The sequence below is a fragment of the Acinetobacter sp. RW6 genome, from assembly GCF_041956835.1.
In the GTDB taxonomy this organism is placed as follows: Bacteria; Pseudomonadota; Gammaproteobacteria; order Pseudomonadales; family Moraxellaceae; genus Acinetobacter; species Acinetobacter calcoaceticus.
In genome coordinates, this window is record NZ_CP167121.1 from 1,607,581 (window position 1) to 1,621,053 (window position 13,473).

Below are 13,473 nucleotides of genomic sequence, written 5' to 3' on the forward strand. Positions count from 1 at the left end.
CATGTGTATCGAATCATGCGCCTTACAACTCGCGGTCGCTACGCAGTGACTGCTCTACTTGATTTAGCTTTGCAGCCAACTGAACAAACGATCACGCTCGCCGAAATTGCCGCACGTCAATCTATTTCAGTTGCTTACTTAGAGCAGTTATTCGCTAAACTTAAGCGTCATGGGTTAGTTTCTAGTGTCCGTGGTGCAAATGGTGGTTATCATTTGGCTCGAAACGCTGATGAAATTACTGTGTTAGAAATTATTGAAGCCGTAAATGAAACCGTTGATGCAACACGTTGCGACCACAAAGCTAACTGCCAAAATGGTGCAATGTGTCTTACTCACGATTTATGGCAAGAACTCTCTCATCATATTGCCGACTATTTAGCAAAAATCTCTCTTGCCGACCTCATTAGCCGAGACAACGTTCAAACTGTTGCATTGCGCCAAAATGTGACTGGCACAGATTCAGCTCTTTTATCGGGTACAGGTATTTGATATGAAACGTCCAATTTATCTTGATTACGCAGCAACCACTCCAGTAGATCCGCAAGTTGCAGAACGTATGATGGAGTGTTTAACTTTCGACGGTACCTTTGGTAATGCTGCATCTCGTTCCCATGCTTATGGCTGGCAGGCAGAAGAAAAAGTTGAATATGCGCGTGAACAAGTCGCAAATTTAATTAAAGCCGATCCACGTGAAATCGTTTGGACTTCTGGTGCTACCGAATCAGACAACCTTGCACTTAAAGGCGTAGCTCAATTCTATGCTTCTAAAGGCAAACACATTATTACAAGTAAAATTGAACACAAAGCTGTTCTAGATCCTTGTCGTGAATTAGAAGAACAAGGTTTTGAAATTACTTATTTAGAACCAGAACCTCAAACAGGTTTAATTACTCCTGAAATGGTAAAAGCTGCACTTCGTCCTGATACTGTCCTTGTTTCTCTTATGATGGTAAACAACGAAATCGGTACAGTTACAGATGTAGCAGCAATTGGTGAGTTAACACGTGCCAATAAAACCTTCTTTCACGTAGATGCTGCTCAAGCTGCTGGTAAAGTTGAAATCGATTTATCTACCATGAAAATTGATCTTATGAGTTTCTCTGCTCATAAAATTTATGGTCCAAAAGGTATCGGTGCATTATATGTACGTCGTAGCCCACGTGTTCGTTTAAAAGCACAAATTCATGGCGGTGGTCATGAACGTGGTATGCGCTCTGGTACTTTAGCAACTCACCAAATTGTTGGTATGGGTGAAGCTTTTGAACTTGCTGGCAAAAGACTGCATGCAGAACAAGAACGCATTCGTAAACTACGTGACAAACTTTGGAATGGTTTACAAGGCCTTGAACAGGTTTTCTTAAACGGCCATCCAACTCAAAACGTTGCTAACTATTTAAACGTCAGCTTTAACTTTGTTGAAGGTGAATCTTTAATGATGGCACTTAAAGATGCTGCTGTATCAAGTGGTTCTGCTTGTACTTCTGCAACTTTAGAGCCTTCATACGTTCTTCGCGCATTAGGTTTATCTGATGAGCTAGCGCACAGCTCAATCCGCTTCAGTTTTGGTAAATACACAACTGAAGAAGACATTGATCACGTGCTTACAATTACCAAAGCCGCTGTTGAGAAATTACGTGAACTTTCTCCGCTTTGGGATATGTATAAAGAAGGTATCGATCTTTCTACAGTTGAATGGGCGGAACACTAATTCATTGAAATTAGTATTTTTACCCTCATATTAATATTAGGCTGACCCCGAGGTTTGGAGAAGCGACATGGCTTATAGCGAAAAGGTAATTGATCATTACGAAAACCCTCGTAATGTTGGTGTTTTAGATAAAAACTCTGAAAATGTTGGTACAGGTATGGTCGGTGCACCTGCGTGTGGTGACGTAATGCGTTTACAAATCCAAGTAAACGATAACGGTGTAATCGAAGAAGCACGTTTTAAAACTTATGGTTGTGGTTCTGCAATCGCATCAAGTTCTCTTGTAACCGAATGGTTAAAAGGCAAAACTCTTGATGAAGCTCAAACCATCAAGAATATTGATATTGCGACTGAGCTTGCACTTCCACCAGTAAAAGTTCACTGTTCTGTACTAGCTGAAGATGCGATTAAAGCTGCGATTGAAGATTACCGCACTAAAAAATCTAAAGCGTAATTTGTTACCATTGTAAACGTTGGAGTTTTCATGATTCATTTAACTGAAAATGCTGCGACTCATATTAGCAATTACCTTAAAAATCGAGGTAAGGGTGAAGGCATTCGCGTGGGTGTGAAAACTTCTGGTTGTTCTGGATTGGCCTATGTTCTTGAGTTTGTAGACTCTATTGATGAACATGACCAAGTTTTCGAACAATTTGGCGTTAAGGTATTTGTAGATCCAAAAAGCTCAGTATATTTAGAGGGCTTAGAAATGGACTACGTTAAAAATGGCCTTAATGAAGGGTTCGAATTTAACAATCCTAATAAAAAAGGTGAATGTGGCTGTGGTGAATCTTTCACTGTCTAAGCTTTCTCCTTTCATCTCTCATTAAAACAGTGTCTTTTTATAGCACTGTTTTAATGTATTTAATTAATGTGGACCTCATTTCCAATGAATCATTTTGAGTTGTTCAATTTACCCGTAGCACTCGATATCGATTTGGCGAGCTTAAAATCTAGTTTCTTGAATTTGCAGCAGCAGTATCATCCAGATAAAGCTGAAGATAAAGATCAGGCGTTGATCAAATCAAGTGAAATCAATCAAGCTTTTAAAACTTTGTCGCAAGTAGATAGCCGCGCTGCTTATCTATTGTCACTCAAAAAGCAAGATCACCACCTCGATCAATCCATTAGCGATTTTGAGTTCTTACAATCAGCTTTAGAAATTCGTGAACAACTTGATGAAGCAACTTCACAAGAGCATCTGATCACACTTAAACAAGAAGTTTTTCAATGGATGGATGGCCTAGTTCGCGAATTTAAAATTGATTACGCAGATGAGGACTGGGGTGAAGCTCGAGATACTGTACGTAAATTACGTTTCTTTCAGCGCGTTCTTAACGACATTGAAAAAGCAGAAGATCAAATGTTAGATGACGAAGACAACTTTGATTTAGACGACGATTTTTAATTTTGCTTTTTCCAAATTATATTCAAGGGATTTAACTCATGGCACTTTTGCAAATTGCTGAACCGGGTCAATCCAGTGCCCCACATCAACACCGCATTGCGATTGGTATCGACCTAGGAACAACACATTCTTTAGTTGCGACAGTGTTATCAGGCAAACCTAAAGTACTCAATGACGAAAAAGAAAGAAGGCTCCTTCCTTCTATTGTGCACTATGGAAATGATGCAACTCACTATGGTGAAGAAGCAAAGCCTTTCCTTATTGCCGATCCTAAAAATACAATTGTTTCTGTAAAACGTTTTATGGGTCGTTCAAAAGCAGATATTAAATTTCAACACCCATATGAGTTAGTGGGTTCTGAAAATGAAATGCCAGCTTTTGAAACACGTGCTGGCCGTAAAACCCCTGTTGAAATTTCTGCTGAAATTTTAAAGCAATTAAAAGACCGTGCTGAAGCTAGCTTACAAAATCCAATAAATGGCGCAGTGATTACTGTTCCAGCCTATTTTGATGAAGCTCAGCGACAAGCAACACGTGATGCTGCCCAGCTTGCTGGCTTAAATGTATTACGTTTATTAAACGAACCAACTGCTGCTGCTGTCGCTTATGGTTTAGACCAAGAAACTAATTTAGCTACAGATCATAACTATGTAATTTATGATTTAGGTGGTGGTACTTTCGACGTATCAATCTTGCGTTTCTCACAAGGTGTCTTTGAAGTATTAGCTACAGGTGGCCACACTGCTTTAGGTGGTGATGACTTAGATCGTCTCATTGTTAAATGGGCTAAAAAGCAGCTTAATATCGATACTCTTAACGATGAAACTTATGCAGTATTTATTGTTGCTGCTCGTCAAGCGAAAGAACAACTATCAACTCAAGAATCAGTTCAATTAAAACTACTTGAGAATGTACTAACACTTGATCGTCCAACTTTTGAAAGCATTATTCAGGTTGCATTAGATAAAACAATCAGTGTTTGTAAACGTGTTTTACGTGATGCGAAACTTGAATTATCAGATATTCAAAATGTTGTTTTAGTTGGTGGCTCTACCCGTTCTTATGCTGTTCAGCAAGCAGTTCGTAATGTATTTAATCAAGAACCACTTTGCACGATAAATCCTGATGAAGTAGTTGCAATTGGTGCTTCCATTACTGCAAACCAATTAATTGGTAACAGTCAAGACGGCTCATTACTTTTAGATGTCACTCCTCTTTCACTTGGCTTAGAAACCATGGGTGGATTAGTTGAGCGTCTTATTTCACGTAACACCGCTATTCCAGTCGCTCGTCGTCAAGAATTCACAACTTATCAAGATGGCCAAACTGCCATGCTTATTCATGTGGTTCAAGGTGAACGAGATTTGGTAGAGCATTGTCGTTCATTAGGAAGATTTGTCCTTCACGGCATTCCTCCAATGACTGCTGGTCAAGCACGCATTGAAGTTACATTTCAGGTAGATGCTGATGGTTTACTAACAGTTTCTGCTCGTGAAACAACTTCAGGTGTACAGGCTCAAATTGATATTAAGCCATCTTACGGTCTATCGGAATCTGATACTGAGCGCTTATTAATTGAAGGTTTCCAGCATGCAGAAGAAGATAAAAATCTGCGTCATTTAAAAGAAACCAAAGTTGAAGCCCAACGTGAGCTTGAAGCTTTAGAACAAGCTCTCAAAGTTGATGCTGATTTACTCAATGATGAACAGCTTGAAGCACTTAAAACTGCTGAAAACTTGCTAAAAGTACAACTTGAAGGCAATGATATTCAAGCGATTGAAAAAGCTGTAGAACAACTCAAAGTACATAGTGATGCTTTTGCCGCACTACGTATGAATCGACATATTGACCACGCCTTAAAAGGTACAAAACTTGAAGATTGGTCAAATTCAAACTAAAGGTATAGGTGATCAATATGCCCCGCATTAAAGTACTTCCTCATGCTCAGATCTGCCCAGAAGGCGCAGAATTTGAAGTCGAACAAAATGCAAATCTTTGTCAAAGTTTGCTTGATCGAGGAATTAAAATTGAACACGCTTGTGACATGTCGTGTGCTTGTACAACTTGTCATGTAGTCGTTCGCAAGGGCTTTGACAGTCTAGAAGAAATGGATGACGTTGAAGCAGATCTTTTAGATCGGGCTTGGGGTCTTGAACCAGATTCTCGTCTCTCTTGCCAAGTGAAAATTGTTGATGAAGATTTAGAAATTGAGATTCCTAAATACACAATCAATCACGCTTCCGAAAATCATTAAAATAAAAAAGCTGCTTTAAAAGCAGCTTTTTTTTACTTCACGTTTTTAAACTTGATCTTGCTGATCAATTCCAACTGGCTTAACTTCATCTTCAAGCCTTAACCGTGCAATGCCTTGAGTATTAATTAAAGTTTGTTGAACTTTAAGTCGTTGAACCATTTTCTCGAGTACTTCTACTAATTCTGGATATTCATAATTTTGTACTTCTTCTAAATTAAGTACTAAATGAAAGCCTTTATACTCATAGTCAAACCATTGTTGATGATCTGACTTATTCCCCGTGTACTTCTCCATTACCTGCCATGTCTTTACTGCACCTTGAATACCTTTTAAGTAAATTGGCGTTTTGGGAGCACAAAGAAAATCACTTTTGATTATTTGATAGGTATCATCCGAAATTAAGATTTCATCTATTTCAGCAGCATATTGTAAACGAGCTGCCAAATTCACATCACGACCTACAATGGTATAAGCCATACGATGCGTTGCCCCATAATTTCCTACGTGGCAGTAACCGGTACTAATTCCCATACGAATGTGTAAGGCTGAATAGCCCATTTTTTTCCAACGTTCACGTAACAATTTCATTTGCTGACGCATAGCGATCGCCATTTCTACACAGGCTTTAGCATCTTGTTCTACACCCTGAGAATTCGGATCACCAAAAAATATGAGGATGGCATCCCCCATAAATTTATCGACAGTAGCTTCATACTGCTTCGCGATTTCAGTCATATGACTTAAATAATCATTAAGCAAAAATGCTAAATCATCAGGAATTAATGTTTCTGATAACTCTGTAAAGCCCTGAATATCAGAAAAAAATACAGTCATTTTTTTTCGTTTATATTCAATTTTTGCTTCCGCTTCACCGCGCATAATAGACTGCCACAACTGTAGCGGTGCATAACGACTTAACTGATTAGCAAAAGCAATATAGCGCGTCATTTGATCATAGTAGTGTTGACGCTGCTGACTAATTTTCTTAACCCAACGATGTTGGTAATAATTTCCAATGGTAATAAACATGACCAAGCCTAAGAGTGTAATTACAGTTAACTCTTGGCTAGTAGGTTCAAAATATGTATAAAAACCAAATAGGAAAAAAGTACTTAAATAAAAAATAATCGCGCCTAGCAAACTAGTCAAACAAATGACTGCGAAAGAAATACGACTATTAATTGCAGAATAAAATAATGCAAAAAGTGCAATAAATGTAGGCACCAAATTAAGATGCAGACCCGCTAAGGTAACTGCCACAACAATTGCATCAATTGCAAAAAAAACACTTTTTTGTGTTTTCTTATCAAATTGGTATTGAAGCCAGTGCTCTAACTTTGAGCTAATAAAAAGCAAAAATAGGAAGAAAGGTGGAACGTAGATCTGATAATTTGTATTAGGTGAGGTAAAAGCATAGATCACTAAAATTAAGGACAGAATTGAATATCCCATCAAGCGATGAAAATATGCAAACTGCTTAGGCTCTCTATCGATAAACCTCTCTAATTGCACCCTATCCTCCACACCTCAATGTAGCCACATTCATATAAATGTGGCATTGCATTGATTTAATCCATGCGCCAATCAAAAGGCATATCACCTTGACCACGTAAAGCAAGCATAAGGGTTTGACGCATGTGAGCCAGTACATCATTTGTGTATGGAACAGCAGGTGTACCCCAAACTGGCTTAGGCCATGCAACATCATTTTGATAACGCACGACATGATGGAAGTGCAACTGAGGCACGATGTTACCTAGAGCTGCAACATTCATTTTATCAGCACGGAATACTCGAGATAGCTGGCTAGACAACCAACTTGATTCACGTAAAAACTGCTCTTGATCAGCTTGGCTCAATTCATATAATTCTGTGATTCCCGGCACACGAGGGATTAAAATCAGCCACGGGAATTGCATATCATTCATTAAACGACATGTTGAAAGCGGGAAATCGCCTACAAAAAAAGTATCTTGAGCAAGTTGTGGATGCAAACTAAACATATCTTTTATAAATGACAATAAACAATAATGGCTAATACTATCACATCAGTTTTGATGTGAGTATTGGTAGTGTCTGGTTTGATTACAAATAACAATGATTTTATGCACTTATTCCTCTTATGGTCGAATAAATCGTGCATAAAACCATGCTATCAACTTACATAAAATTTACACTCAGTAAAAAATGCTTCAAAACATCATTTATACATGTATTTCAGTTAATAATTTCGCTAACAAATCATTAATGAACTGGATACGTTTTTCATGTTCTTCAAGCTGAACCATAACCTTCAAACGCTGCCCACCATCCATGCGGTAATAGGTCGGATTTTTTTGCATTAACTGAATAATACTGATTGCTTGAACTGGAGTATCCGGTGAAAACTCAATATTACCGCCTTGTGTATTGATATCAATTTTGGTAATACCCAACTGCTCTGCTTTCAATCTAATCTGATGAACACTAAATAGGTGTTTTACAGATTGTGGTGGAACACCAAAACGGTCAATTAACTCCATACGAATATTGTCGAGTTTTTCGTGTGTATCTGTATTACTAATACGCTTATAGAACAACAAACGCTGATGAACATCGCCTAAATACTCATCTGGAATGAGTGCTGGAATATGTAAATTAATTTCTGCTGTTAAAGATAAAGGTGCATCAAAATTCGGTGTTTTGCCTTGCTGAATTGCCTTAGTGGCTTTCTCAAGCATTTCCATATACAGACTATATCCAATTGCCTGCATTGAACCGCTTTGTTGCTCACCTAAGAGCTCACCTGCGCCACGAATTTCTAAATCTTCTGTAGCTAGCATAAAGCCAGCACCCAAAGTTGAAGCACGCTGGATTGCATCTAAACGCTTCTCTGCATCACCTTTTAAATGTTTTATAGAAGGAACCAGTAAATAAGCATAAGCTTGGTGATGTGATCGTCCCACACGCCCACGTAATTGATGTAATTGAGCTAAACCAAGTTTGTCGGCCCTTTCTATCAAAATTGTGTTGGCATTTGGAACATCAATTCCGGTTTCAATAATGGTTGAGCATACCAATACATTAAATTCTTTGTGATAGAACTGCTGCATGACTTGTTCGAGCTCTCGTTCTCTCATTTGCCCATGAGCTACTGCCACACGAGCTTCAGGTACAAGAACACGAATGTTTTCAGCAGCCCTTTCAATCGTATCGACTTCATTATGTAAGAAGTATACTTGGCCCCCACGTAGTAATTCACGCAAGATGGCTTCTTTAATAGAAGCTTCCGTATGTTCTTGTACAAATGTTTTAACCGCTAAACGGCGGGCTGGCGGTGTAGCAATGATAGATAAATCACGCATTCCCGAAAATGCCATATTTAAAGTTCGTGGAATTGGTGTTGCGGTAAGCGTCAACATATCTACATCTGCACGTAATGCCTTGATCCGCTCTTTATCACGTACACCAAATCGATGTTCTTCATCGACCACCATTAGGCCCAAGTCTTTAAATTGCACATTTTCTTGTAAAAGTTTATGTGTGCCCACCACAATATCCACTTTACCAGCAATTAAATCTTCAATATTTTTTGTATGGGCTTTATTTGAGCCAAAGCGTGACAACACTTCTATACGCACAGGCCAATCAGCAAAACGATCTTTAAAAGACTCATAATGCTGTTGTGCAAGTAAAGTTGTAGGTACTAAAACAGCAACTTGCTTACCGTTTTGCACAGCAACAAACGCGGCTCGCATTGCTACTTCAGTTTTACCGAAACCAACATCGCCACAAACAAGTCGATCCATAGGTCTAGCTTGTTGCATATCGTGAAGCGTAGCTTCAATAGCATTCGCCTGATCGAGTGTTTCTTCGTAAGCAAATCCACTGGCAAATTGCATATAAAGTGATTGATCGAGTTCAAAACCAAAACCAGGTTTTGACTGACGACGTGCTTGTATATGTAATAATTCGGCGGCAACATCATGAATTTGTTCTAAAGCTTTGCGTTTAGCTTTACTCCACGCATCACTTCCAATTTTATGAAGTGGAGCTAAATCTGGGTCTCCACCACTATAACGACTAATAAGATGCAAATTAGTCACAGGCACATAAACTTTTGCGCCTTCAGCATAATTTAGTTGCAAGAATTCATAATCTTGCCCTTCAATTGCTAAAGTAACTAATCCTGCATAACGCCCCACACCATGATCAATATGAACAACAGGAGCATCTATACTTAATTCAGTCAAACTGCGAATTAAGAACTCTTCTGAAACTTCTTGCTGACGTTTACGACGACGCTGAACTACCCGATGTTCATATAACTGATTTTCTGAAATAACTGACAATTGGTCTGTTAAAAGTAAACCACGGTCTAGTGGTGCATTTGTAATAGCAATCGCAAACTGACTCGTCTGAAATTGTTCAAAACTGTCTACGCCTGGGATATCTCCTAAACTGGCACGTAAACCATCTCTTAAGCTTTCACGTCGACCTGCACTTTCTGCAACCAACAAGACCGGATGATTTGCTTCATCAATATATTTTTTGACTACCGCGAATGGTTTTTCTTTTTTTGGATCAACTGGTAACTTGGGTGGCTGCTCTACCTTAAGATTTAACGCGCCAGCTTTTTCTTCAACTATTTCTGCGCTCACCAACATACGCGGAAATTGATTTAAAGCACTGAGCAGATGATTTGGAGCAATAAATAATTCTTCAGGAGGAAGAATTGGCTGATCTACGTTATGACGTCTGTCTTCATAACGACGAAAAACTTCTTTCCAAAAATTAGTTAAATCAGTATCTACATCATTAGTTGTAATTACAATGCAATTCTTTGGGAAGTACGTTGTAAGTGTACTTTGCGATTGCATTTGTGCTTTATCAAAAAACAATGGCAAATAAAATTCAATTCCTGGTGAAGCAATTCCCTCTAGGACATCTTGATAAATCGGGTTTTTCTTAGGATTAGCCGTAGGGAAAAGTTCAGAATACCGATCTCTAAAAATTGAACGGGCTTCTTTTAGTGGAAATTCTTTTGCTGGTAAAACTGTAAAACTTTTTAAAGGCTTCGTTGTTCTTTGCGTTTCTGGATCAAAGAATTTTAATGTATCAATTTCATCATCAAACAGATCAATACGAATAGGCGCTTCTTGCCCTGACGCAAAAATATCCATAATACTGCCACGTACAGCAAACTCACCATGATCATAAACAGTGTCTACCAAATGATAACCGGCTTGTACTAAACGTAACTTTTGCTGTTCTAAATCGAATTTCTGTCCAACGTGAATATCAAAATGTTCGCCCAAAACCCATGAATACGGTGCAACTCTTTGAGCTAAAGTACTTGCTGAAATGAGCAATACCCCCTTCTGAGGCATATTAGATAAAATTGCAAGACGTTCTGAAACAATATCTTGATGAGGCGACAAGCGATCATACGGTAAGATTTCCCAATCAGGAAAAATTGTCGGTTTTATGCCATAAAACTCAAGTTCACTTTCTAATTGAGCAACATGTTGGTTATTTCTGGCGACCACAACAAGTAAAGATGGATGCTGAGCAGCAATTTCTTTAAATAATAATGCAGCAGATGAACCTAATAACGACCCCACCCAACGCTTTTCACCGGCTTTGAGCTGTTGTAAATTCAATTGAGAGATTTCTTGTTGAAACATGTATATGGCTTTTATCAGCTAAGAAGATATGAGCCTAATAGTAGCATGATGTTTTTAGTGAAATGAGTTATTTTTTTGAAAATCAAACTACTAGTTAGCTCTACTTTTTATATTTTTTAATCAATCAACTATGATTATTTATCACGCAAAAACAAAACGTAATATTGATTCAATATTTGTATAATCGCTTTAAGCTGAAGTAGCTTTTCTTGTGTATTTCCTAATCTTTCTACATAACGTTGGGTTGCGATTTCCAGATCAATCTTTTCATTAATTTGTGGAGTAATTAGGAATAATTTCTGAAGATTATGAAAATTTTGTAATTTACGGTTTGAGAAATACTCAAGATGTTCTGACCATTTCTCATTAATCACTACATCCTTGATTATAGGACCGCGTTCAGAATCAAATTTTAATAGATTTTCTCGCAAGTAAATTTGTTCTGGCGTTTCTTTTGAGCCTTGAAAAAGCTGCGTTATCTTCTTAAACATTTCATCACATCATATTAATTTTCAATTAAAGCAATGGAAGTAATCTAGTTACTTCCATCATTTAAGCCTTTTAGCTTAACGACTAGTCATCACCTAAATCATCAAGAAAATCGACCGTTGGTATAAAAAATAAAGTTCCTGTTTGAGCAGTACTAAAGTCAAGCAACCGATCAAGATTGCCCTGCTCATTTCCTAAGAACATGTTTTCAAGCATTTGTCGGGTTGTACTAAATTTACGCGAGTAACCGATAAAAAATGTGCCATATTCATTTTTTGAAGGATTTGAGAAAGGCATATTAGCTCGCATAATTTTAAGCTCATTACCTTCTGCATCATGCGCTTTACTTACTACATTATGTGCAGTTAGTGGCTTTTCATCATCACCTAATTCAATATCATTGAACTTTTTACGGCCAATCACTTTTTCTTGCTCTTCATCACTCAATCCACGCCATTTTTCCATGTCGTGTGTATACTTCTGGATAAAAGCATAACTTCCACCGATAAATTCAGGATCTTCATTGCCCACTAATGCCCATTGCGCTGCAATAACTGGTTCTGGATTCTCTGTCCCATCTACGAAGCCAATAATTGCCCGTCCATCAAAATAACGGAAACCATGAACTTCATCAATTGGATAGGTCACTTTACCAAGTTGTTGATTGATTATATTACCCAGCTCATAACATAAAGCCTGACGATCAGCACGAATATGAAAAAATAGATCACCAGCTGTTGAAACAGCCGTGTATTTCGGCCCTTTAATTTCTTTAAATGTTTCTAATTCTTGAGGCTTCGTTTGCTCTGGAAATAAGATATCCCATGCATTTGAACTAAAACCTAGTGTGGCATTAAACTTACTATCTGGATAACGATTAGTTAGACTTCTAGTTAATGCTGAAAAATTACTAGCAAAATCTTTTACTTTTTCTATTACAGAATCACCTTGCGTGAGTCCCAATACAATAAATAGTGCATTTTCACCAGGACTGCTCGTTACAGGTTGAATTCTCATACATTCCATAAAATATGCCTTATTTGGGTATTTAACCTCTTTAATTTAGCATATTCATGTTCTTATGAAATCTGATCTTTCTAAGAGTTTAAGTAAATTGACTTAAACTCTTACTAAAGCCTATCTTAATTAATCAACGACCATATTGCTTCTTTAAATATTTTACGATTTGAGCAGACTCAAACATCTTCACTCCCGTATTTGGGTCTACCAAATAAGGTACCTGCATTTTACCTTGCATAACAGGCAATATTTTTTCTCGCTTCCCACCTTTTAGAGGCACATATTTACCTGGTTTTAAGCGAAAAATAGCTGGGCCTTGATCTTGCCATCTTTCTTTTGCAACATTATGCAGAATATAAGGAAGCTCCAACTCACAGAGTAGACTTCTTACAACTCGTGAATAAGGACTTGCCTCAAAACTCCATAACTCAAGTTTTTGTTCAGGCACAGCTCTGTTAATGATTTTTTTATTTATCCAAACTCCCCGAGCACCATTTAATATGGTCCCAGCAAATGCAGCATAAGGGACGTTAGGGTAACTCGAAAATTTCTGAGGTGTCTTTCCGGTCTTACCGTAGTGTTTAAATAAATGATGAATAATTTCTTGTGACTCATATAAGTAGTCACCTGTATTTTCATCTACTAAAAAAGGAAACCGTAATTTGCCACCTTTTTCTTTTACAACCGAACGATATTTTGTCCCACCTTTAGGGCATGGATAAATTTCTACATCCAGATTTAAAAGTGTAAGGACTTCACGGACACGACGGCAAAATGGTGAACCTTCAAATTCATATAGCTTCAAGGCTTTTACAGGTTGCTGAGGAAATGCGGTACCTGTTACGCCCCGACCACCTTCAGCAATTGCAGAGACAACTGCCTGTAATACTTTAATTTGATGATTCACCATCATGCGATCCTTTATAGA

13 protein-coding genes are annotated in these 13,473 nt (G+C 37.9%); 7 read left to right on the top strand and 6 right to left on the bottom strand.

What is annotated here, in order from left to right; genetic code table 11:
* Positions 1-15: 15 nt before the first annotated feature.
* The 7 genes from ACB088_RS07500 to fdx all read left to right on the top strand — a co-directional run bounded on the left by ACB088_RS07500 (position 16) and on the right by fdx (position 5,370).
* Positions 16-489: an Rrf2 family transcriptional regulator gene (locus ACB088_RS07500; protein WP_003651563.1), complete on the top strand. Its 474-nt coding sequence runs from the start codon at positions 16-18 to the stop codon at positions 487-489.
* Position 490: 1 nt separating this feature from the next.
* A complete protein-coding gene (locus tag ACB088_RS07505) occupies positions 491-1,708 on the top strand; it encodes an IscS subfamily cysteine desulfurase (RefSeq protein ID WP_005041010.1) in 1,218 nt (405 codons plus the stop codon).
* A gap of 67 nt (positions 1,709-1,775) precedes the next feature.
* Positions 1,776-2,162 (top strand): Fe-S cluster assembly scaffold IscU, encoded by a 387-nt coding sequence (iscU, locus tag ACB088_RS07510; RefSeq protein ID WP_003651560.1) that lies wholly within the window; start codon positions 1,776-1,778, stop codon positions 2,160-2,162.
* A 30-nt stretch (positions 2,163-2,192) separates the two neighbouring features.
* Complete coding sequence (gene iscA / locus ACB088_RS07515; protein ID WP_003651558.1) at positions 2,193-2,513, top strand: iron-sulfur cluster assembly protein IscA; 321 nt, start codon at positions 2,193-2,195, stop codon at positions 2,511-2,513.
* A gap of 84 nt (positions 2,514-2,597) precedes the next feature.
* Positions 2,598-3,116 carry a Fe-S protein assembly co-chaperone HscB gene (gene hscB, locus ACB088_RS07520; protein ID WP_056481731.1) on the top strand — a complete coding sequence of 173 codons (519 nt, stop codon included), beginning with the start codon at positions 2,598-2,600 and terminating at the stop codon, positions 3,114-3,116.
* A gap of 38 nt (positions 3,117-3,154) precedes the next feature.
* On the top strand, positions 3,155-5,014 hold the full coding sequence (gene hscA, locus ACB088_RS07525) for a Fe-S protein assembly chaperone HscA (RefSeq protein WP_209733473.1): 1,860 nt from the start codon (positions 3,155-3,157) through the stop codon (positions 5,012-5,014).
* Positions 5,015-5,031: 17 nt separating this feature from the next.
* Positions 5,032-5,370, top strand: a complete 339-nt coding sequence (gene fdx, locus ACB088_RS07530; RefSeq protein ID WP_003651552.1) for an ISC system 2Fe-2S type ferredoxin — start codon at positions 5,032-5,034, stop codon at positions 5,368-5,370.
* A 45-nt stretch (positions 5,371-5,415) separates the two neighbouring features.
* Here the strand turns inward: fdx and ACB088_RS07535 are convergent, their stop codons facing one another.
* The 6 genes from ACB088_RS07535 to ACB088_RS07560 form a co-directional block, all read right to left on the bottom strand.
* Entirely contained in the window at positions 5,416-6,882 is a 1,467-nt protein-coding gene (locus ACB088_RS07535; RefSeq protein WP_133746142.1) for an adenylate/guanylate cyclase domain-containing protein, read from the bottom strand.
* A 56-nt stretch (positions 6,883-6,938) separates the two neighbouring features.
* Positions 6,939-7,373 carry an HIT domain-containing protein gene (locus tag ACB088_RS07540; protein WP_003651547.1) on the bottom strand — a complete coding sequence of 145 codons (435 nt, stop codon included), beginning with the start codon at positions 7,371-7,373 and terminating at the stop codon, positions 6,939-6,941.
* 201 nt (positions 7,374-7,574) lie between these two features.
* Positions 7,575-11,036 (bottom strand): transcription-repair coupling factor, encoded by a 3,462-nt coding sequence (gene mfd, locus ACB088_RS07545; protein ID WP_375038513.1) that lies wholly within the window; start codon positions 11,034-11,036, stop codon positions 7,575-7,577.
* A 134-nt stretch (positions 11,037-11,170) separates the two neighbouring features.
* A complete protein-coding gene (locus ACB088_RS07550; protein WP_375038514.1) occupies positions 11,171-11,527 on the bottom strand; it encodes a hypothetical protein in 357 nt (118 codons plus the stop codon).
* 82 nt (positions 11,528-11,609) lie between these two features.
* Positions 11,610-12,542, bottom strand: a complete 933-nt coding sequence (locus ACB088_RS07555) for a Dyp-type peroxidase (protein ID WP_375038515.1) — start codon at positions 12,540-12,542, stop codon at positions 11,610-11,612.
* A 133-nt stretch (positions 12,543-12,675) separates the two neighbouring features.
* Positions 12,676-13,458: a glutathione S-transferase N-terminal domain-containing protein gene (locus ACB088_RS07560; RefSeq protein ID WP_375038516.1), complete on the bottom strand. Its 783-nt coding sequence runs from the start codon at positions 13,456-13,458 to the stop codon at positions 12,676-12,678.
* Positions 13,459-13,473: the final 15 nt, after the last annotated feature.